This window comes from Micromonospora sp. RB23 (assembly GCF_053585025.1).
The window spans coordinates 1,862,159-1,882,757 of sequence record NZ_CM132111.1 but is presented as its reverse complement, the minus strand read 5'-3'; the positions used below and the strand labels follow the sequence as shown (position 1 = coordinate 1,882,757).

Sequence of the window (20,599 nt, the reverse complement as noted above, 5' to 3'; positions counted from 1 at the left end):
AATGCCGGTCGACCTCCACAACCCGGTAGAAATGCTGGGCGGCGGCCGACCGGCCGCACAGCCGTGACGGAGGGATCCCGTGGCCATCACCCGACTGCCGAGCGCCGGATTTTCGATCACCATCCGGATCGCCGTGACCGCGGACGCCTCCTCGATCGGCCGGCTCACCACCTCCGTCGGCGAGGCCGGGGCGATCGTCACGGCGCTGGACGTGGTGGACTCGGACCCGACCCACGTGATCGTCGACCTGACCTGCGACACGGCCGACGCCAAGCACGCCGACCAGGTGGTCGACGCGCTCCGGTCGCTGGACGGCGTGGACGTGCGCAAGGTGTCGGACCGGACGTTCCTCCTGCACCTCGGCGGCAAGATCGAGGTGACCTCGAAGGTCGCGCTGCGCAACCGTGACGAGCTGTCCCGCGCGTACACCCCGGGGGTGGCCCGGGTCTGCATGGCGATCGCCGAGAACCCGGCTGACGCCCGGCGGCTGACCATCAAGCGCAACACCGTCGCGGTCGTCAGCGACGGCTCGGCCGTGCTCGGCCTGGGCAACCTGGGCCCCGCCGCCTCTCTGCCGGTGATGGAGGGCAAGGCGGCGCTGTTCAAGCGCTTCGGCGGGGTCGACGCGTGGCCGGTGGTGCTGGACACCCAGGACACCGACGAGATCGTGCAGATCGTCAAGGCGATCGCGCCCGCGTACGGCGGGATCAACCTGGAGGACATCGCCGCGCCGCGCTGCTTCGAGATCGAAGCCCGGCTGCGCGAGGCGCTGGACATCCCGGTCTTCCACGACGACCAGCACGGCACCGCGATCTGCGTGCTGGCCGCGCTCACCAACGCGCTGCGCGTCGTGGGCAAGCGACTCCCGGACGTCCGGGTCGTCGTCTCCGGCGCCGGCGCGGCCGGCACCGCGATCATGAAGCTGCTGCTGCGTCAGGGCGTCGGCGACATCATCGCGTACGACCGTCAGGGCGCCCTGCACCGCGGCCTGCCCGACCTCAACGCGGCGTGGCAGTGGCTGGCGGAGAACACCAACAAGGAGAACTACTCCGGCGACCTGCCCGGGGCGATCCGGGGCGCCGACGTGTTCATCGGGGTCAGCGCCCCGAACCTGCTCACCGGCGACGATATCGCGCAAATGGCCAAGGACGCGATCGTCTTCGCCCTGGCCAACCCCGACCCGGAGGTCGACCCCCGGGAGGCGCGTAAGCACGCGGCCGTGGTCGCCACCGGCCGCTCGGACCAGCCGAACCAGATCAACAACGTGCTCGCCTTCCCGGGCGTGTTCCGCGGGATGCTGGACGCGCACGCCGAGGAGTTCACCGAGGAGATGGCGCTCGCGGCCGCCCAGGCCATCGCCGACGTCGTCGGCGAAGACAAGATCAACCCGACGGTGATCGTGCCGAGCGTCTTCGACTCACGGGTGGCCCCGGCGGTCGCCGCGGCCGTCCGCGCCGCCGCGAACAACCCGAGCCCGCTCCCGGCCGCCGACCCCGGCCCGGCGGACCTCCCGGAAATCGCCGCCACCGCCAGCGCCACCCCGTAAACCCCACCCGCCCAGCCCTCTCCCCCACCCACCCGGCCCCTCCGCGCCCGGCCCCGCGCGCCCGGGCTCTGCCTCGACTGCCTCGGTGATCAAGAGGTTTGCGTCAGAATCGGCGCGATTCTTGACGCGAACCTCTTGATCACCGCGTGCGGGAGTGAGGGGCGGCGGGTTAGGTGGGGAGGGTTAGCTCGCCTGTCGCTACCAGGACGGCGGGGCCGGAGAGCCAGCAGGAATCCCTGGTGACCGTCACTGTGAGGCGGCCGCCGGGGACGTCCACCGCCACCACACCCGTGTCCCGGCCGGCGTCGCGCAGGGCCACGGCCGCCACCGCGCAGGCGCCGGTGCCGCAGGACAGGGTCTCGGCGCTGCCGCGCTCGTACACCCGCATGAGACTGTGCCCGTCGGTGTCGCCGACCGGGTCACCCGGCACGATGAACTCGACGTTCACGCCGGTCGGGAACACCGCCGGGTCGAACCCGGGCGCGACGGTCAGGTCCAGCTCGGACAACTCCACACCACTGGGCAGGACGCACACCAGGTGCGGGTTGCCGACGTCCACGACCGTGCCGGCCAGGGTCAGACCGCCGAGGGTGGCGCTCGACTCGTCGTACAGCCGGGGTCTGCGCATCTCGACGGAGACCGCGCCGCCCTCGACCAGCGCGCGCACGACGCCGGCGCGGGTGGCCACCGGCAACGCCGCGCCGGCGGGCGTGGCGAGCCCGGTGTCGAGCAGGTAGCGCACGAAGACCCGGGCGCCGTTGCCGCACATCTCGGCGAACGAGCCGTCCGCGTTCCAGTAGTCCATGAACCACTCGGCCTCGCCGGCCTGGCCGGCGCCATCGGGATGCTTGGCCGCGCGGACCACCCGCAGGACGCCGTCCGCGCCGATACCGCGACGCCGGTCGCAGAGCGCCGCGACCAACTCCGGGGTCAGGTCGAGCTGACCATCCGGGTCGGGCAGGAGGACGAAATCGTTGCCGGTGCCGTGGCCCTTGGTGAACTCCACGACCCCATCATCGCGCAGCGGCCGGCACCAGATGCACGGCGGCCTCGATCAGGTCCGGCGCGGCCGAGTCGAGCCACTGGATCCGGGAGTCACGCCGGAACCAGGACCGCTGCCGGCGGACGAACCGCCGGGTCGCCCGGATCGTCTCGTCGTGCGCCTGCTCCTCGGTCAGTTCCCCGTCGAGCAGGCGCAACACCTGCTGGTACCCGAGCGCCCGGCTTGCCGTCCGCCCCTCGGCCAGACCCCGGCCGACCAGCTCGCGGGTCTCGTCGACAAGTCCGTCGGCCCACATCCGGTCCACCCGCAGCGCGATCCGCTCGTCCAGCAGCGTGGTGTCGAGATCGACGCCGAGCTGCACCGACGGGTAGTACGGGGTGGGCTGCGGCAGCGACGCGGTGAACGGCGCGCCGGTCAACTCGATCACCTCCAACGCCCGGACGATCCGCCGGCCGTTGCCCGGCAGGATGCCCTCGGCGGCCACCGGGTCGACGGCACGCAGCCGCGCGTACAGCGGCGCCGGCCCGACCTCGGCCAACTCGCGCTCCAGCCGTTCGCGCAGCGCCGCGTCGGTGCCCGGGAACTCGAAGCGTTCGAGCACCGCGCGCACGTACAGCCCCGAGCCACCCACCAGCAGCGGCACCCGCCCCCGCGCGAGAATGTCGTCCACCGCCGCGCGGGCCAGCCGCTGGTACTCCGCGACGCTGGCCGGCTCGGTCACCTCCCAGATGTCCAGCAGGTGGTGCGGCACGCCCTCCCGCTCGGCGGTGGTCAGCTTCGCGGTGCCGATGTCCATGCCCCGGTAGAGCTGCATCGAGTCGGCGTTGACCACCTCACCGTCGAGAGCGTGGGCGAGCGCGATACTCAACGCCGACTTGCCCGCCGCCGTCGGCCCCACCACCGCGACGACTGTCACATCCGCTCCCAGGACGCCACGAAGTAGGCCACACCGTAGGGCGCCGACTCGTACAGCAACCCGCCGCGCCACCCGCCGCCGCTGGCGCGCGCCGCCTCGGCGAGCACCTGCCACGCCGCCCGGCCGGCGACCTTCAACTGCGCGGAGAGACCCGGGTCCAGGTCGCGCAGGGCGTCCAGGTCCGCCTCGGCCAGGGCCGTGGCGACCCCTTTGTCGTACGGGAGAGCGCGCTGGTCGTCGTACCCGGGGGCCTTCTGGCCCCGGCACGCCGACCCGTCACCGAGCACCAGCAGCGCCACCCGGTCACCGGCGGCGGCGACCTCGGCGGCGAGCGCGGCCACCTCGACCGGCCCGGCGTCGGTGGCCACCTGCATGGCGGTCACCCGCCAGGCCGGTGTCTGCTCGGCTGATGCCCGCCCGGCCGGTGCCTGCTCGTTCGGTGCCTGCCCGTTCGGTGCCTGCCCGGCCGGTGCCTGCGCGTTCGATGCCTGCCCGGCCGGTGCCTGCGCGTTCGATCCCTGCCCGTTCGACGCTGCCGGCAGCGGGGCGTGCCGGGACAGCAGCCACGCGCCGATGGTCAGGCTCAGCGGCAGCACGGCGCCCCGGTCCGGCTGACCGGGTACCAGGGGCACGTCCAGATCGACGCCCCAGGGTTGGAGCGAGCCGGTGGCCGGGGGCCGGATCGGGCCGGTCACCGGGCCGACGCCGAGCAGCGCCACCGTGTCCGGGCCGGTCGCCAGCAGCCGGCCGACGGCGAGGTCACAGGCCGACCGCAGATCGTCCAGTTCGCCGGCGGCGGCACCGGCCACATCGGGCACGAGCAGGGGCGGATGCGGGCAGACTGCGGCGGCGACCAGTGGCACCCGTTCACCGTAGCGGGAATCCCCGGTGCGTCTCCGCGGCGATCCGGTCAATCAGGCCCTAGGACACCGTATGGTCACGGTCGGCGATAGGCGCTCGACGCGGACCGGGTCGGACCTGTGACAATGCCGGAAGTAACTTGGCTGCGCCGTGGCGGCGACGGGGGACGGCTCCCTCGACGCCGGGAGAACGAGGATGGGCACATGAGCGACTGGACTGCCTTCGGACGGGTGGACGCGGACGGCACCGTCTACGTCAAGACCGCCGAGGGCGAGCGGGTGGTCGGATCCTGGCAGGCAGGAGCGCCGGAGGAGGGGCTCGCGCACTTCGCACGCCGCTTCGCCGACCTGGTCACCGAGGTGGATCTGACCGAAGCGCGGCTCAACTCGGGCGCGGCGGACGCCGGGCACTCGTTGAGCACGATCCGGCGTATCCGCGCCACGCTGCCGGAGGCCCACGTGGTCGGCGACATCGACGCCCTGACCGCCCGACTGGACAAGCTGGCAACCCTCGCCGAGGAGAAGGCCACCGAGGCGCGAGCCGCCCGGGACGCCGCCCGCGGTGAGGCCCTGGCCCGCAAGACCGCCCTGGTCGAGGAGGCCGAGAAGCTCGCCGCCGAGTCGACCGGCTGGAAGACGGCCGGGGACCGGCTCAAGGAGATCCTCGACGAGTGGAAGACCATTCGCGGGGTCGACAAGAAGGCCGACGGCGAGCTGTGGAAGCGTTTCGCGGCCGCGCGGGACGGCTTCACCCGCCGCCGAGGCGCCCACTTCGCCACCCTGGACGCGCAGCGCAAGCAGGCGCAGACCGTCAAGGAAGAGCTGGTCGCCGAGGCCGAGAAGATCAAGGACTCCACCGAGTGGGCGGCCACGGCCAACCAGCTCAAGGAGCTGATGACGCAGTGGAAGGCGGCGCCCCGCGCCTCCAAGGAAGCCGAGCAGAAGCTCTGGGAACGGTTCCGGGCCGCGCAGGACGCCTTCTTCACCCGGCGCAGCGAGGTCTTCTCCGCTCGGGACAACGAGCAGCGCGGCAACCTGGAGCGTAAGCAGGCCCTGCTCGCCGAGGCCGAGGCCCTGGACATCGACGCCGACCCCAAGGGCGCCCAGGCCAAGCTGCGGGAGATCCAGGCCCAGTGGCACGAGGCCGGCCGGGTTCCCCGCGAGGCCGCCGCCGGGCTGGAGCGCCGGTTGCGCGTCATCGACGACAAGGTTCGCGAGGTGATGGACTCCGCGTGGCGGCGTACCACCAAGGAGGACAACCCGCTGCTCGCCCAGATGCGGGCCCAGGTGGCGGAGGCCGAGGAGCGGCTGGCCCGGGCGCAGAGCGCCGGGGACGCCCGGCGGATCAAGGAAGCGGAGCAGGCCCTCGCCTCGAAGCGGCAGTTCCTCCAGCTCGCCGAGCAGGCCGGCTGACCTGACGCGGTCGACGAGCCCCCGGTCCCCGAGAGGGACCGGGGGCTCGCGTGTGTCACGGGGTAGCCCCGGGCGCCACGCCCGCCCACGTGCAAGCCGGCCGCACGCTCACACAGCCGCACACCCGCCCGCACGCACGCCCGCCCGCCCGCACGCACGCCCGCACGCACGCCCGCCAAGATCCTCACAACATCAGGGATGTTGCTGCTTCAAGCGCGCTGGAGGCAGCAACATCCCTGATGTTGTGCGGATCTTGCCGACGTGATGGGGCGAGGGGCCGAATGGCGGGCGAGGGCACATGCACCTGCGCCCTGCGCCTGTCAAGATCGCGCTCGATCATGGATTCAGTGGCCATCGAGCGCCTGCGACACCACTAGATCCAGGATTGAGCGCGATCTTGTGCACGCGCCACGCGAGGCGACGCGCGCTGTGGGGCGGGACAGCGTGGGGCGATGCAGCGCGAGGCGGGTGGTGCGGACGCGGCCGTGCGGGGTTCGGCGGGATCGAGTGTTGCCGCCTGGGGTGGGCGGGATCGGGTACGGCCGCATGGGGATGCGGCGGCCTGCGCGCGGCCGCATGGGGTGCAGCGGCCTGAGGTGCGGGCGCGTGAGGCGCAGTGGCGTGAGGTGCGGGCGCATGGCGGCGCAACGGCCCGAGGTACGGCCGCATGGCGGCACAACGGCCCGAGGTACGGCCGCATGGCGGCACAACGGCCCGAGGTGCGGGCGCGTGAGGCGCAGTGGCGTGAGGTGCGGCCGCATGGCGGCACAGCGGCCCGAGGTACGGCCGCATGGCGACGCAGCGGCCCGAGGTACGGCCGCATGGCGGCGCAACGGCCCGAGGTACGGCCGCATGGCGACGCAACGGCCCGAGGTACGGCCGCATGGCGACGCAACGGCCCGAGGTACGGCCGCATGGCGACGCAACGGCCCGAGGTACGGCCGCGTGAGATGAAGCGGACTGAGGGTGCCGCCGCGTGGGGTGGGGCGGGATCGGTTGGGCGGAGCGCGGGCAGTTGACGCATCGAGGTGGGCTGATGAGAATGGGCGACGGAGTCAGGTAGGGCCACCGGGCCGAGGGCGCCGACGGCGAGCATCGCCGTCGAGGATCGGCCGGTGAGCTGCCGCGAGTTTCCCGTCCGCGTGACATGGGCCGTCGCGCACTGTCCGCGTACCCCCAAGGGGCCGTGATGTGCGCACGGCCACCTGCCGGCGTCGTCGTTGGACGGCGTCGTGCATCCGAAGTGGAGCTCGAATGTTCCGTATGAAAGCTCTCGGCGGCGCGCTGACCGCGCTCGCCACCGCCGCGACCGGCGTGTTCCTCGCCGCCGCCGTCAGCACCACCCCGGCTTCCGCAGCGGGTACCGGCACCGGCTATCTGCACACGAACGGTAACCAGATCGTGGACAGCACCGGGGCCACGGTCCGGTTGACCGGCATCAACTGGTTCGGCATGGAGACCGACAACAAGACCTTCCACGGGCTCTGGTCGAGCAATCCGTGGCGGGGGCAGCTCGACACGATGGCCCGGCTGGGCTACAACACGCTGCGGGTGCCGTACTCGAACGACTCGATCAAGGCCGGTGCGACCGCCACCGGGATCAACGACTTCGTGAACCCGGATCTGGTCGGGCTGTCGCCGTTGCAGATCCTGGACAAGGTGATCGCCTACGCCGGCAGCAAGGGGATGCGGATCATCCTGGACCGGCACCGGCCGACGTCGGCCGGGCAGTCGCCGCTGTGGTACACGTCGACGGTCTCCGAGGCTACCTGGATCAACGACTGGAAGATGCTCGCCCAGCGGTACGCGGGCAATCCGACGGTGATCGGCGCGGACCTGCACAACGAGCCGCACGCGGAGGGCACCAACCCGGCGGCCACCGGCGCGTGCTGGGGTTGCGGTGACACGACGCGGGACTGGCGGCTCGCCGCCGAGCGGGCCGGCAACGCCATCCTCGGTGTCCAGCCCAACTGGTTGATCTTCGTGGAGGGTGTGAGCTGCCCGAGTGGTGGCCTCTCGAACGTGTGGGACAACGACCCGAGCAACGACGAGGACTGCGGCTGGTGGGGCGGTAACCTGTCGAAGGCCGGCCAGTTCCCGGTACGGCTGAACGTGCCGAACCGGTTGGTCTACTCGCCGCACGAGTACGCGACGTCGGTGTACCGGCAGACCTGGTTCGACGCTCCGGACTACCCGGCGAACCTGCCGGCCATCTGGGACAAGTACTGGGGTTACCTCTACAAGCAGAACATCGCCCCGATCATGATGGGCGAGTTCGGCAGCACCCTGGCCGACCCGAAGGACCGGGTGTGGCTGGAGAAGTTGATGGCGTACACCGGCACCGGCGTGACCGGGATGTCGTTCACCTACTGGTCGTGGAACCCGAACTCGGGTGACACCGGCGGCATCGCGTTGGACGACTGGACCAACGTCAACACCACCAAGCAGGCGATCCTGCAGCCGTACCTGATCGCGCCGAGCGGCGGCGGACCCACCGGAGGTCCCACGGGCGGGCCGACCGGTGGCCCCACCGGCGGGCCGACGAGCGCGCCGCCCGGCGCCTGCACGGCCACCTACCGGCAGGTCAACGCCTGGCAGGGCGGCTTCCAGGGTGAGCTGACCGTGAAGAACACCGGCACTGCCGCGGTGAATCCGTGGTCGGTCACCTGGAACTGGCCGTCCGGCGTGACGCTGGGCAGCGGGTGGAACGCCACCGTCACCCAGTCCGGTACGACGGTCACGGCCGCCGCGCCCAGCCACGCGCCGTCTCTGGCGGCGGGCGCCTCGGTCACCGTGGGCTTCACCGCCAACGGTACGGCCAGCGCCCCGGCGACCGTGAAGCTCAACAGCGCGAGCTGTTGAGCAACCGAGGTGGTCGGCGCCCACGCCGAGGGCGTCGGCCACCTCGGGCCGGGCGGGCACCAACTGGGGTGCGGAGCGACCGCGCCCCGGCCACACGGAGCATTTACATCCAGGTCCTTCTATGTTTCCATCGGGAAAGCGCTTGCCTCCGTCGCGGCCGGCGCGAGCGCGGGAGCCGCTCTCCGCACCGAACCGCACCGGCGGACCCCGGGACCTTGAGATCCCGGCCCACCTCGCCGCCCACGGGCATGGGCGTCGCAACGGTGTGTCCGCCTCATCGAAGGGAAGCAGCATGCGCACAGCACAGCGTCGAACGACGCTGCTCGCCACCACCGCCGCCGCGGCCGCCGCGCTGGTCATCGGCGGTCTCCTGACGGCCGTATCGGCCCAGGCGGCAGCCGGCTGTCAGGTCGCCTACTCGGTCGCCAGCCAGTGGCCGGGCGGGTTCACCGGCAACGTCACGGTCACCAACCTCGGCGACCCGGTCTCCGGGTGGACGCTGCGCTGGTCGTACGGGGCCGGCCAGCAGGTCAGCCAGGCATGGGGGGCCACCGTCACGCAGAGCGGCAGCGAGGTGTCCGCCGCCAACGTCGACTACAACGGCGGCCTGGCCACCAACGGCAGCGCCTCGTTCGGCTTCAACGCGAGCTGGAACAACTCCAGCAACCCGGCCCCGACCAGCTTCACCCTGAACAACGTGGCGTGCACCGGCGGCACCACCACACCGACCACCACCACACCGACCACCGCACCACCGACCACCCCGGGCACGCCCACCACCCCACCGATCCCCAGCCAGTCGCCGCCCAGCGTTCCGCCGCAGACCGGCCTGGTCGGCTGGGCCACCCAGAACGGCGGCACCACCGGCGGCGGGGGCGCACCGGCGACCACCGTGACGAACGCCTCGGCGCTCACCAGCGCGCTGAACGCGACCGGGTCGGCGGTGATCCGGGTGTCCGGCACCATCTCCTGTTCGGGAATGCTGCGGGTCCGGTCCAACAAGACCATCCTCGGCAACTCCGGCGCGACGATCGTCGGCTGTGGACTCAACGTCAGCGGTGACCGCAACGTCATCATCCGGAACCTGACCTTCCGGGACTGGAACGACGACGCGATCAACGTGCAGGAGTCGGCCACCAACATCTGGATCGACCACAACACCTTCAGCAACGGGTACGACGGCGCGGTCGACATCAAGCGCGGCTCGGACTTCGTCACCGTGTCGTGGAATCGGGTCTTCAACCACGACAAGACCATGCTGCTCGGCCACAGCGACGACAACGGCGCCCAGGACACCGGGCACCTGCGGGTGACGTACCACCACAACTGGTTCGACGGCAGCAAGCAGCGCAACCCCCGGGTGCGCTTCGGCAACCCGGTGCACGTCTACAACAACTACTACCGGGCCAACACCGGCTACGGCGTGGCCTCCACAGAGAACGCGGGCGTGCTCGTCGAGGGCAACTACTTCGAGAACGTCCCCGACACGTACCACCTCGGCGAGGCCGACTCCGGGCCGGGCCGACTGGTCGCCCGGAACAACCACTTCGTCAACTCCCCCGCCGGCCAGACCGGTGGCAGCGTCGGCAGCATCCCGTACTCGTACCAACTGGACACCGCGAGCAACGTCAAGTCCATCGTGACCGGCGGCGCCGGCGCGGGTCGTATCACGGTCTGACCGTGGTCGGTCGGGGTCCGCCGTGCCGGCGGGCCCCGACCGGGTCAGTGCGCTGCGCAGCCGGTGGTCGGCGCGGGCGTCGCGGCCGGGGCACCGACCGTGGGCAGTGGAAGCAACACCCCGGGGGTACGCGGGGAGCGGCCGGCCTCGGCGGCGTCACCGGCCCGGGTCCGGCGGTGCGACAGGGGCGCGCCGTCGGCGTTGAGGTGGTGCGGGGCGGCGTACGTGATCTCGGTGTGCACGATGTCGCCGGGCCGGATCGACCCGGCGAAGCTGCCGGCGTCGAAGTGCACGAGCCGGCCGTCGCGGGCCCGGCCGGACAGCCGCCCGGTCCGCTCGTCCTTGCGACCCTCGCCGACCGCGACCAGCACCTCGACGGTCTCCCCCACGAGGCGCTTGTTCTCCGCCCAGGTGATCTCCTCGACGCAGGAGATCAGCCGCTCGTAGCGCTCCTGCACGACCTGCTTGGGCAGTTGGCCGTCCATGGTCGCGGCGGGGGTGCCGGGGCGCTTGGAGTACTGGAAGGTGAAGGCCGACGAGAAGCGGGCCTCGCGCACCACGTCCAGCGTGCGCTGGAAGTCGGCCTCGGTCTCACCCGGGAAGCCGACGATGATGTCGGTGGTGATCGCCGCGTCCGGCATCGCCGCCCGGACCTTCTCGATGATCCCCAGATACCGCTCGGAGCGGTACGACCGGCGCATCGCCCTCAACACGTCGTCGGAACCCGACTGCAACGGCATGTGCAGCGAGTGGCACACGTTCGGGGTCTCCGCCATGGCGGCGATCACGTCGTCGGTGAAGTCCTTCGGGTGCGGGCTCGTGAACCGGACCCGTTCCAGGCCGTCGATCTCACCGGTCGCGCGCAGCAGCTTGCCGAACGCGTACCGGTCGCCGAACTCGACGCCGTACGAGTTGACGTTCTGCCCGAGCAGCGTCACCTCCAGCACGCCCTCGTCGACAAGCGCGCGCACCTCGGAGAGGATGTCGCCGGGGCGGCGGTCCTTCTCCTTGCCGCGCAGGGAGGGCACGATGCAGAACGTGCAGGTGTTGTTGCAGCCCACCGAGATGGAGACCCAGCCGGCGTACGTGGATTCGCGGCGGGTCGGCAGCGTGGACGGGAAGACGTCCAGCGACTCCAGGATCTCCACCTCGGCGGCGGCGTTGTGCCGGGCCCGTTCCAGCAGGACCGGCAGCGCGCCGATGTTGTGCGTGCCGAAGACCACGTCCACCCAGGGCGCCTTGCGGACGATCTCGCCACGGTCCTTCTGCGCCAGGCAACCACCGACGGCGATCTGCATCCCCGGGTGCTTGTCCTTCACGGGGCGCAGATGACCGAGGTTGCCGTACAGCCGGTTGTCGGCGTTCTCCCGCACCGCGCAGGTGTTGAAGACGACGATGTCGGGGGCGTCCTCGGCCTGGGGCGCGCGCACGTAGCCGGCCTGTTCGAGCAGGCCGGAGATGCGCTCGGAGTCGTGCACGTTCATCTGGCAGCCGTAGGTGCGCACCTGGTAGGTGCGCGGGCTGCCCGCCGCTGCGGTAGTCATGACCAGGACAGCGTATCCGGGTCGACCGGATCACCCCGAACCGAGGAGCACCCGACATGTGCCGAAGCATCAAGACCTTGCGGGAGCCGTTCACCCCGCAGGTGACCGACGCGGACGTCGAGGCGGCGGCGTTGCAGTACGTCCGGAAGATCTCCGGCTTCCGGGCGCCCGCCGCGCACAACGCCGCCGCGTTCGAGGCCGCCGTCGCCGCCGTGACCGAAGCCACCCGCACCCTGCTCGACCAGCTCGTCGTGCGGGGCGGCTCGAACGCCGCCGATCGACCGGCCGCCACCGCCACCGGGCGCGGCTGACGCCCCGGCCCGGCCGGCTGGGTTTCGAGCGGCCCGGCCGGCTCGGCTTGAGCGGCCCGGCCGGCTGGGTCTCGAGCGGCCCGGCCGGCTCGGCTTGAGCGGCCCGGCCGGCTTCGGTGGCGGTCAGGCGGCGGCGAGGACCGGCGCGACGGTGTCGGGCGCCCAGCGGGAGCGGTGACACTGCGACCAGCCCCGGCAGCCCGGGTCGCCCACCGAGCAGAGCCGCCGCTTGCTGAGCACCTCGCCGTCGTCGGTGTCCCGGACGTCGAAGTGCACCGGGCGGACCGTGCCGTCCGGTGCGACGAGCAGGTGCCGGCTGGCGTCGAGCGTGTCGTCCCGCAGCAGGCAGTCCCGGCCCAGCAGCCGGGCCAACGCGGCGATGCTGGCGTGCTCGGAGAGCCGCTCGGGCACCCCGTAACAGTCGATCACCGTCGGGAACTCGCCCGGCGCCTGCCAGACGTCACACACCACCGCGTACGCCGGCAGTCGCGCCGGGTCCGCCGCCGCCAGCGGCATCACCACCCGACCGAGCGCCTCGGCCAGCGCCGGGTAGACCTCCACGGGTCGTACCCGGTCGATTCTCCAGTTCCACAGCTCGGTCATTCCGCCTCCTCGCTGCGTTCGTCCCACCGGCCTCCGGATCGGGCCTTACTGACGATGGTGGGGGGCATATGACCTCAGCCGGGGGCAAGTTACCGGTCTGTGACCATTCCGGGCAAAATTTCCCTGAGCGGCATTGCTCCGAGTAGCGGGAAGGTGACAGTTTATCGGGTATCGTGCGCCGACCGAACCACCCGGACCGCGTGTCCCGACGCCGGTCAGCGCAGGACGACCAGGTTCTCCCCGCGCGGCAGCAACTCACCGACCACGGGCGCGCCCGGCAGCTCACCGGCCACCAGCAGACCTCCGGACGTCTGCGCGTCGGCCAGCAGCAGCCGCTCCCCCTCGTCGGCCGCGCCGAAGTCCGTCCACGGGGTGACCCACTCCAGGTTGCGCCGGCTACCGCCGCTGACGTACCCGTCACGTAGCGCCTCCCGCGCGCCCGCCAGGTACGGCACCCGGGCCGTGTCGATGGCCACCGTCAGCCGGCTGGCACGGGCCAACTTCGAGGCATGCCCGAGCAGGCCGAACCCGGTCACGTCGGTCCCGCACCGGATGCCGGCGGCGACCGCCGCGCGGGCCGCGTCCCGGTTCAGCGCGCTCATCGAGGCCACCGCCTCGGGGAAGCTCTCGCCGGTGGCCTTGTGCCGGGTGTTGAGCACGCCCACGCCGAGCGGCTTGGTCAGGGACAGCGGTATCCCGGCCCGGCCGGCGTCCAGAGTGATCAGCTCCTCCGGGCGTACGGTGCCGGTGACCGCGAGCCCGTACTTCGGACCGTCGTCGTCCACGCTGTGCCCGCCGGCCAGGTGACAGCCCGCCTCCCGGGCCACGTCCTGGCCGCCGCGCAGCACCTCCCGCGCCAGTTCCAGCGGCAGCACGTCACGCGGCCAGCAGAGCAGGTTCAGCGCCACCAGCGGGGTGCCGCCCATCGCGTACACGTCGGACAACGCGTTGGCCGCGGCGATGCGCCCCCAGTCGTACGCGTCGTCGACGACCGGGGTGAAGAAGTCCGCGGTGCTGACCAGGCCCGTGCGCTCGTCCAGCCGGACCACCGCGGCGTCGTCGCCGTGGTCCAGACCGACGAGCAGTTCGGCGGTACCGGTGGCCGGGCCGAGACCCGCGACCATGGTCTCCAACTCGCCCGGCGGGATCTTGCAGGCGCAGCCGCCGCCGCGCGCGTAACGGGTCAGCCGTACGGGTTCGGTCATCTCCCCATGATCTCGGCTACCCGGCGCCGCCGCCACCGTCGCGGTCTCCTCGGTGACCGAAACCGGACCCCCGACGACGATCGTGACCGGTGTTACCGCTCCGTGACCAACTGGGTTGCGTTCCGCCACATCACGCCGCCTACAGTTGCCCAACCGGGGGTCGACCGACCCCGATCCGGGGAGACGACAGGGACGGTGGACGACGTGACGACGGGCGAACCGCTCATCGTGCTGGACGCGGTCAACAAGTGGTTCGGACCGCTGCACGTGCTGGACGACGTCTCGCTGTCGGTGGGTCGGGGCGAGGTGGTCGTGGTCATCGGCCCGTCCGGCTCCGGCAAGTCGACGCTGTGCCGCACCATCAACAGACTGGAACCGATCAACTCCGGCACCATCACCTTCGACGGTCAGCCGCTGCCGGCCGAGGGCAAGCCCCTCGCCCGACTGCGCAGCGAGGTGGGCATGGTCTTCCAGTCCTTCAACCTCTTCGCCCACAAGACCATCCTGGAGAACGTCACCCTCGGGCCGATAAAGGTCCGCAAGGAGAAGCCCGCCGTGGCCCGCGAACGCGGTCTGGCGCTGCTCGACCGGGTCGGGATCGCCAACCAGGCGGACAAGTTCCCCGCGCAGCTCTCCGGCGGCCAGCAACAGCGGGCGGCGATCGCCCGCGCCCTGGCCATGCAGCCCAAGGCGATGCTGTTCGACGAGCCGACCAGCGCCCTCGACCCGGAGATGGTCGGCGAGGTGCTGGACGTGATGACGTCGCTGGCGCGCGACGGCATGACCATGGTCGTGGTCACCCACGAGATGGGCTTCGCGCGGCACGCCGCCAACCGGGTCATCTTCATGGCCGACGGCCAACTGGTCGAGGACGCCCCTCCCGCGGAGTTCTTCGCGAACCCGCGCAGCGACCGGGCCAAGGACTTCCTCTCCAAGATCCTCACGCACTAGGCGTCCGTAGTGGAGCGCGCCGCACAGGGGCGGGCTCCGTCGAAGAAGGAGAAGAGTATGCGTATGACGCGCGTTGCGGCAGTCGCCGCGGTCGCGGCTCTGGCCGTCACCATGACCGCCTGCGGCGGAGACGAAGGCGGCAGCACCGGCAGCTCGGGCGCCAAGGGCATCGTCGGCAAGGCGCAGAACCAGAAGAAGCTCGTGATCGGCGTCAAGGCCGACCAGCCGGGCCTGGGCCTACAGACCGGCAGCCAGTACGAGGGCTTCGACATCGAGATCGGCAAGATCGTGGCCAAGGGCCTCGGCGTCGACGCGAACAACATCGAGTGGAAGACGACGGTCTCCTCCAACCGGGAGCCGTTCATCCAGCAGGGCACCGTCGACCTGGTGGTGGCGACCTACACCATCAACGACGAGCGCAAGCAGAAGGTCAACTTCGCCGGCCCGTACTTCATCGCCGGTCAGGACCTGCTCGTGAAGGCCGACTCGACCATCGCCGGTCCGGAGGGTCTCGAAGGCAAGAAGGTCTGCTCGGTCTCGGCGTCCACCCCGGCCAAGCGGATCCAGAGCGACTACCCGAAGGCCAAGCTCCAGTTGTTCGACTCGTACTCGAAGTGTCTGCCGCTGCTGGAGAACGGCCAGGTTGACGCCATCACCACCGATGACATCATCCTCGCCGGCTATGCCGCGCAGTCCCAGTACGCCGGCAAGTTCAAGGTCGTCGGCAAGACCTTCTCCAGCGAGCCCTACGGCATCGGTCTGAAGAAGGACGACAAGGACGGCTGCGAGAAGGTCAACGAGATCCTGAAGACCGCCGCCTCGGACGGCACCTACAAGGCCGCCTGGGACGCCACCCTGGGCAAGAGCGGCAAGGCCGCGCCCGAGCTGGACACCACCAAGCTGACCAACTGCGGCAGCGTCTGATCGGTTTCAGGGGCCGACACCCGCGACCGGGTGTCGGCCCCTGACCCGTGACGACGCCGACGACCTGCCTCTGGGAGCCGACGCGTGCACGTATTCGCTGATCCGACTAACTTCGACGCCTACCTGTCGGGCTTTCTCTGGATCCTCAAGCTGACCGGCGCGTCGGCGGTGTTCGCGCTGGTCCTCGGCGTGTTACTCGCCGCCATGCGGGTCTCGCCCGTGCCGGTACTGCGCGGCTTCGGCACGGCCTGGGTGAACATCTTCCGCAACACGCCACTCACGCTGGTCATCTTCTTCTGCTTCTTCGGGTTGTACTCCACACTCGGGTTGAGCCTCTCCGACGACCTGAACCGGAACAACTTCTGGCTCGGCGTCATCGGGCTGTCGGTGTACACGGGCGCGTTCGTCTGCGAGGCGCTGCGATCGGGCATCAACACGGTGCCCACCGGGCAGGCCGAGGCGGCCCGGGCGATCGGCCTCACCTTCGCCCAGACGCTCCGGATCGTGGTGCTGCCCCAGGCCACACGTTCCGTGATCGCGCCGCTGGGCAGCATCCTGATCGCGCTCTGCAAGAACGCCACGATCGTCGGGACGATCGGGTTGATGGAGTCCTCGACCGTGATGAAGGACCTCATCAACAGCAACGGCGACGCGGTCATCCCGATCTTCCTGGTCTTCGCCGGCACCTTCGCCGCGTTCCTGATCCCCACCGGCTACATCTTCGGCTGGCTGGCCAACCGACTGGCGGTGAAGCGCTGATGAGCACCGACTCCGTCCTCTACGACCACCCGGGGCCCCGGGCAAAGATCCGGAACGCGGTGCTGACCGTCGTCTTCGGAGTCGCCCTGGCCGGACTGCTGTGGTGGGTCTACGCGAAGTTCGACGAGGCGGGCCAGTGGGAGGGCGCGCTCTGGAAGCCCTTCGCCGAGGCGGCGACCTGGACCCAGTTCATCTGGCCCGGCCTGCGCGCCACGCTGTGGGCGGCCGCGGTCGGCATGGTGCTCTCGCTGACCTTCGGCATCGTCTTCGCGGTCGGCCGGCTCTCCGAGCGCCGCTGGATCAGCATCCCCGCTGGCGCCGTGGTCGAGTTCTTCCGTGCCGTTCCGCTACTCATCATGATCTTCTTCGTCTTCTACGGCGTGCCTTTCCTGATCCAGGCGCCGGTGACCGCCTTCTGGGCCGTCGTGATCGGGCTGACCCTGTACAACGGCTCGGTCCTCGCGGAGGCGTTCCGCGCCGGGATCCGCTCGCTGCCGGGTGGCCAGTCCGAGGCCGGGTACGCGATCGGGATGCGCAAGAGCCAGGTCATGCAGCTGATCCTCATCCCGCAGGCGGCCCGGGCGATGCTGCCGGTCATCGTCAGCCAACTCGTGGTCCTACTCAAGGACACCGCGCTCGGCTACATCGTCGCCTACCCGGAACTGCTCCAGCGCGGGGTCAACGACCTCGCCGCGAACAAGGGCAACATCGTTGCCGCGGCGATCGTGGCAGCGGCGATCTACATCGTGATCAACTCGCTGCTCACCGCCCTGGCGAACTGGCTGGACCGGCGCAGCCAGCGACGCGGCTTCCGCGCACAGCGCCGGGTGGCCACCGGTGCCGACCGGGTCACCGGCACCGACGGGGCCGGCGCGGTCACCGTGGCCGAACCGCAGGGCTGACGCGAAGCCGGCCAACCGGCAGAAGCCGGCGGCTCGGCGCGATCGACTCCACATCGCGTCTATCGGGGTATCACCGGCAGCGGGATACCCCGATATCGCGGACCTGGTGTTGATCAATCGGCGCCACCCTGGGCGGCACCGCCGGGTTCAGCGGGCGATCTCGGTGACCCGGGACTCGCGGACCACGGTGACCCGGATCTGGCCCGGGTAGGTCAGCTCCTCCTCGATCTGCTTGGCCACGTCGCGGGCCAGCACGGCCGCCCCGATGTCGTCCACGTCGTCCGGCTTGACCATCACCCGGATCTCCCGGCCGGCCTGCATGGCGAAGACCTTGTCCACGCCGAGCTTGCCGGCCGCGATCTCCTCGATCCGCTCCAGCCGCTTGACGTACGCCTCGAGGCTCTCCCGCCGCGCGCCGGGCCGACCGCCGGAGCAGGCGTCGGAAGCCTGGGTGAGGACGGCCTCGATGGTCTGCGGCGGCACCTCGTTGTGGTGCGCCTCGATGGCGTGCACCACATCCTCGTGCTCGCCGTACTTGCGGGCCAGGTCGGCGCCGATGATGGCGTGGCTGCCCTCGACCTCGTGGGTGAGCGCCTTGCCGATGTCGTGCAGGAACGCCGACCGCTTGATGGTGGGCACGTCCAGCCGCAGCTCGGCGGCCATGATGCCGGCGATGTGCGCGGTCTCGACCAGGTGCTTGAGCACGTTCTGCCCGTACGAGGTGCGGTAGCGCAGCCGGCCCAGCAGGGTCACCAGCTCCGGGTGGATCTCGGTGATGCCGACCTCGACCAGGGCGTCCTCGGCGGCGCGCAGGCAGAGCTGCTCCACCTCCTGGCGGGCCAGGTCGTAGACCTCCTCGATCCGGTGCGGGTGGATCCGCCCGTCCAGCACGAGCTTCTCCAGCGTGAGCCGGCCGACCTCGCGGCGCACCGGGTCGAAGCAGGAGAGCAGCACCGCCTCGGGGGTGTCGTCGATGATCAGGTTGACGCCGGTCACCGACTCGAAGGCGCGGATGTTGCGGCCCTCGCGGCCGATGATGCGGCCCTTCATCTCGTCCCCGGGCAGGTGCAGGACGCTGACCACGCTCTCCGCGGTCTGCTCGCTGGCGACCCGCTGGATCGCATCCACCACGATGTGTCGGGCCCGCTGCTCGGCGGTGTTGCGCGCGTCGGACTCGATGTCGCGCACCAGGAGCGCCGCCTCCCGCTTGGCGGACGTCTCGATCGCCTCGATCAGCTCGAGCCGGGCGGATTCGGCGGTGAGGCCGGCCACCCGCTCCAACTCGCGGCGGCGCAGCTCCTCGGCCTCGGCCAGTTCGGTTTCGCGCTGAGCGAGCGCGGACTCCCGGGCCGCGAGGGCGGCGCTCGCCGCGGTGAGCTGCCGCTCCCGCTCGGCGAACCGCTCGACCTCCTCGGTGTGCAGCCGCTCCCGCTCGTCCATCCGGGCCGCCCGCCGTTCCACCTCCGCGGCCTGTTCGCGGGTGGTGGCGGCGAGCACCGCGACCTCCCGCTCGCCGCTGCGGCGCGCCGTCGTGCGGAGCTGCTCGGCGTCCGCCTCGGCCTGCTTGTGCGCCCGTTCGAGCACGGTGTCCGCCTCGGCGCGGGCGTCGTCGAGCACTCGCCGGGCCTCGGCTCGGGCGGCCTTCGCCTCGGCCTTGGCCGCCGCCGCCTCGGCACGGGCGGCGGAGGCCGCGGACTTCGCCACGTCGATGGTGCTGTTCGCCTGGTCGGCCGCGTCGCGCAGGGCGGCCAGGGACTGCTCCTGACGGTCCTTCTCGGCGATGAACGCGGGGTCCTCCGGAACGGGCGCCGAGCCGATCCGGCGCAGCGTCCGGATGCCGACCAGCACCGCCCCGACCACGACCACGGCGAGGACCAGGACGGCCGCGAGGAGCACCACGTCGAAGACGTTCATGCCGGAACCCCGCGAGATCCGTCCGTGCACCTGTGCCGCCGCCCCGCCATGGCCGCCTCCCCTGAACGTCATGACCGCAGCGACTGTGCCCAGGGCACACTCCTGCGGCTGTGGACGCCCGACCGGAGCGACTGGCCGTGGGTAGCTCTCTCCGCCGGCGGTGCCCTCGGGCATCGTCGGCGACCGGGTGCAGTTGTCGCGGCGTGCCGGACCGGCCAGTCCGGAACTGCCGCCAAAGGCCGTGGAGCCGGCCAAAGTGATGCTGTTCTGTTACGAGATCTATGTTGTGCGCTTAGCCTGCGATGGTCGGGCAATGTGAGCCTGTATGGCGAGGCTAGGTCTCCGAGGGCGGTCTGGTCAAGGACTCATGATCAAACCCCCCGAACGGAGAGAAGTTGCAGCGTCACGCAAAGCTGATGTCGTGTCGGACACGGCAGGACAAAGGCGGCGAGCCGACGCCTCGATTCGGGTGTCGTGCCTGTTCAGCGCTGGCGGCACCCGGCCCGGAGCCGATTCTGTGATGCCGGCGACCCGATACATGTACACCTCCGCGGGCCACGCACCTGCACCATCGGCGGATTGTCGATCATCTGACCTTCCCCTACCGTCCACGCATGATGCGGAGGGTGCTCCTGTTCGTGAGCGTGTTGGCGTTGTCGTTCAGCGCGGTGGTGGTCTTCGCCAACTGGCGAGCGACAACCGGCTCGAATGACACGGCGGCGCTCGAGCCCGGTGAACGGACCAGCACCGCGGACGGGCGGATGAGCTTCACCGCACCGGCGGACTGGACGGCGCGCCCCTGCCCGCCGCGGGGCGAACCGGACTGCACCCAGATCTCCCCGAAGGCCGGGGGCGAGGGCGAGGGCGACCTGGTCATGGTGATGACCACAGAGCCGAACCCGGTGGAGGGCAGCCCGATGGATCTGTTCCTCGTTGACGACCCCGCCGTCGTGCCATCGGATCCTGCGGTCCAACGGCTCACGCTCGACGGCGCGAAGGCCGTCCGGATCGACGCGTACAAGCTCCCTCCCGGGCCGATGGCGAACATGGATGAGTTTCCCGGCGTCCATGACGTGACGGTCTTCGGCGTCATCCCCGACAGCACCGACGAATTCATGATCATGTGTCGGCACGGGGTGCTGCCGGCGACGCAGATGCGGGCGGGCTGCGACCTGATCGTGGAGAGTCTGCGTTTTCCTCGCTGACCC

Annotated in this window: 17 protein-coding genes and 1 pseudogene; 11 read left to right on the top strand and 7 right to left on the bottom strand. The window is 71.0% G+C overall.

Features of this window, described 5'->3' with window-relative positions; translation table 11 throughout:
- The first annotated feature begins 79 nt into the window (after positions 1-79).
- Positions 80-1,546 (top strand): malic enzyme-like NAD(P)-binding protein, encoded by a 1,467-nt coding sequence (locus ACTFTM_RS08710; RefSeq protein WP_449565307.1) that lies wholly within the window; start codon positions 80-82, stop codon positions 1,544-1,546.
- A 169-nt stretch (positions 1,547-1,715) separates the two neighbouring features.
- Here ACTFTM_RS08710 and dapF read toward each other — a convergent pair whose 3' ends face one another.
- The 3 genes from dapF to ACTFTM_RS08695 are packed head-to-tail and all read right to left on the bottom strand — an operon-like array spanning position 1,716 to position 4,328.
- Entirely contained in the window at positions 1,716-2,552 is an 837-nt protein-coding gene (gene dapF, locus ACTFTM_RS08705; RefSeq protein ID WP_449565306.1) for a diaminopimelate epimerase, read from the bottom strand.
- Between the two features lie 7 nt (positions 2,553-2,559).
- Complete coding sequence (gene miaA, locus ACTFTM_RS08700) at positions 2,560-3,465, bottom strand: tRNA (adenosine(37)-N6)-dimethylallyltransferase MiaA (RefSeq protein WP_449565305.1); 906 nt, start codon at positions 3,463-3,465, stop codon at positions 2,560-2,562.
- Positions 3,462-4,328 (bottom strand): hypothetical protein, encoded by an 867-nt coding sequence (locus ACTFTM_RS08695; RefSeq protein ID WP_449565304.1) that lies wholly within the window; start codon positions 4,326-4,328, stop codon positions 3,462-3,464. Before ACTFTM_RS08695 ends, miaA begins: the two co-directional genes overlap by 4 nt.
- 201 nt (positions 4,329-4,529) lie before the next feature.
- Here ACTFTM_RS08695 and ACTFTM_RS08690 point away from each other — a divergent pair, with 201 nt between their 5' ends.
- From ACTFTM_RS08690 to ACTFTM_RS08675, 4 genes and pseudogenes are all read left to right on the top strand, one after another.
- A complete protein-coding gene (locus ACTFTM_RS08690) occupies positions 4,530-5,738 on the top strand; it encodes a DUF349 domain-containing protein (RefSeq protein WP_449565303.1) in 1,209 nt (402 codons plus the stop codon).
- A gap of 1,254 nt (positions 5,739-6,992) precedes the next feature.
- Positions 6,993-8,600 (top strand): cellulase family glycosylhydrolase, encoded by a 1,608-nt coding sequence (locus tag ACTFTM_RS08685; RefSeq protein ID WP_449565302.1) that lies wholly within the window; start codon positions 6,993-6,995, stop codon positions 8,598-8,600.
- A gap of 121 nt (positions 8,601-8,721) precedes the next feature.
- A pseudogene (locus ACTFTM_RS08680) lies at positions 8,722-9,294 on the top strand (cellulose-binding domain-containing protein); the annotation flags it as partial.
- A 93-nt stretch (positions 9,295-9,387) separates the two neighbouring features.
- Entirely contained in the window at positions 9,388-10,278 is an 891-nt protein-coding gene (locus tag ACTFTM_RS08675) for a pectate lyase family protein (protein WP_449566580.1), read from the top strand.
- 44 nt (positions 10,279-10,322) lie between these two features.
- Here ACTFTM_RS08675 and miaB read toward each other — a convergent pair whose 3' ends face one another.
- Positions 10,323-11,822, bottom strand: a complete 1,500-nt coding sequence (miaB, locus tag ACTFTM_RS08670) for a tRNA (N6-isopentenyl adenosine(37)-C2)-methylthiotransferase MiaB (protein WP_449565301.1) — start codon at positions 11,820-11,822, stop codon at positions 10,323-10,325.
- 56 nt (positions 11,823-11,878) lie between these two features.
- Between miaB and ACTFTM_RS08665 the strand changes: the two genes are divergently transcribed.
- Positions 11,879-12,133 carry a DUF2277 family protein gene (locus ACTFTM_RS08665; RefSeq protein ID WP_449565300.1) on the top strand — a complete coding sequence of 85 codons (255 nt, stop codon included), beginning with the start codon at positions 11,879-11,881 and terminating at the stop codon, positions 12,131-12,133.
- 123 nt (positions 12,134-12,256) lie between these two features.
- Here ACTFTM_RS08665 and ACTFTM_RS08660 read toward each other — a convergent pair whose 3' ends face one another.
- Positions 12,257-12,736 carry a hypothetical protein gene (locus tag ACTFTM_RS08660; protein ID WP_449565299.1) on the bottom strand — a complete coding sequence of 160 codons (480 nt, stop codon included), beginning with the start codon at positions 12,734-12,736 and terminating at the stop codon, positions 12,257-12,259.
- Between the two features lie 215 nt (positions 12,737-12,951).
- Positions 12,952-13,941: a selenide, water dikinase SelD gene (gene selD, locus ACTFTM_RS08655; protein ID WP_449565298.1), complete on the bottom strand. Its 990-nt coding sequence runs from the start codon at positions 13,939-13,941 to the stop codon at positions 12,952-12,954.
- 195 nt (positions 13,942-14,136) lie between these two features.
- Here selD and ACTFTM_RS08650 point away from each other — a divergent pair, with 195 nt between their 5' ends.
- The 4 genes from ACTFTM_RS08650 (at position 14,137) to ACTFTM_RS08635 (ending at position 17,477) form a co-directional block, all read left to right on the top strand.
- Positions 14,137-14,892 carry an amino acid ABC transporter ATP-binding protein gene (locus ACTFTM_RS08650; RefSeq protein ID WP_449565297.1) on the top strand — a complete coding sequence of 252 codons (756 nt, stop codon included), beginning with the start codon at positions 14,137-14,139 and terminating at the stop codon, positions 14,890-14,892.
- Between the two features lie 57 nt (positions 14,893-14,949).
- Positions 14,950-15,816, top strand: a complete 867-nt coding sequence (locus ACTFTM_RS08645; protein ID WP_449565296.1) for a glutamate ABC transporter substrate-binding protein — start codon at positions 14,950-14,952, stop codon at positions 15,814-15,816.
- A gap of 84 nt (positions 15,817-15,900) precedes the next feature.
- Entirely contained in the window at positions 15,901-16,575 is a 675-nt protein-coding gene (locus ACTFTM_RS08640) for an amino acid ABC transporter permease (protein WP_449565295.1), read from the top strand.
- On the top strand, positions 16,575-17,477 hold the full coding sequence (locus ACTFTM_RS08635; RefSeq protein ID WP_449565294.1) for an amino acid ABC transporter permease: 903 nt from the start codon (positions 16,575-16,577) through the stop codon (positions 17,475-17,477). The genes ACTFTM_RS08640 and ACTFTM_RS08635 overlap by 1 nt, the downstream gene beginning before the upstream one ends.
- 147 nt (positions 17,478-17,624) lie before the next feature.
- On the opposite strand, the gene rny is transcribed toward ACTFTM_RS08635, so the two are convergent.
- Positions 17,625-19,391 (bottom strand): ribonuclease Y, encoded by a 1,767-nt coding sequence (gene rny / locus ACTFTM_RS08630; RefSeq protein WP_449565293.1) that lies wholly within the window; start codon positions 19,389-19,391, stop codon positions 17,625-17,627.
- Positions 19,392-20,005: 614 nt separating this feature from the next.
- Here rny and ACTFTM_RS08625 point away from each other — a divergent pair.
- Positions 20,006-20,596: a hypothetical protein gene (locus ACTFTM_RS08625; protein ID WP_449565292.1), complete on the top strand. Its 591-nt coding sequence runs from the start codon at positions 20,006-20,008 to the stop codon at positions 20,594-20,596.
- Positions 20,597-20,599 lie beyond the last annotated feature (3 nt).

What these genes read in the sequence shown, in the direction of transcription:
- miaB (WP_449565301.1), bottom strand. Translation starts at nt 11,822, where the DNA reads ATGACTACCGCAGCGGCGGGCAGCCCGCGCACCTACCAGGTGCGCACC.
- ACTFTM_RS08660 (WP_449565299.1), bottom strand. Translation starts at nt 12,736, where the DNA reads ATGACCGAGCTGTGGAACTGGAGAATCGACCGGGTACGACCCGTGGAG.
- ACTFTM_RS08645 (WP_449565296.1), top strand. Translation starts at nt 14,950, where the DNA reads ATGCGTATGACGCGCGTTGCGGCAGTCGCCGCGGTCGCGGCTCTGGCC.
- ACTFTM_RS08635 (WP_449565294.1), top strand. Translation starts at nt 16,575, where the DNA reads ATGAGCACCGACTCCGTCCTCTACGACCACCCGGGGCCCCGGGCAAAG.
- ACTFTM_RS08690 (WP_449565303.1), top strand. Translation starts at nt 4,530, where the DNA reads ATGAGCGACTGGACTGCCTTCGGACGGGTGGACGCGGACGGCACCGTC.
- ACTFTM_RS08625 (WP_449565292.1), top strand. Translation starts at nt 20,006, where the DNA reads ATGATGCGGAGGGTGCTCCTGTTCGTGAGCGTGTTGGCGTTGTCGTTC.
- rny (WP_449565293.1), bottom strand. Translation starts at nt 19,391, where the DNA reads ATGAACGTCTTCGACGTGGTGCTCCTCGCGGCCGTCCTGGTCCTCGCC.
- ACTFTM_RS08685 (WP_449565302.1), top strand. Translation starts at nt 6,993, where the DNA reads ATGTTCCGTATGAAAGCTCTCGGCGGCGCGCTGACCGCGCTCGCCACC.
- ACTFTM_RS08665 (WP_449565300.1), top strand. Translation starts at nt 11,879, where the DNA reads ATGTGCCGAAGCATCAAGACCTTGCGGGAGCCGTTCACCCCGCAGGTG.
- selD (WP_449565298.1), bottom strand. Translation starts at nt 13,941, where the DNA reads ATGACCGAACCCGTACGGCTGACCCGTTACGCGCGCGGCGGCGGCTGC.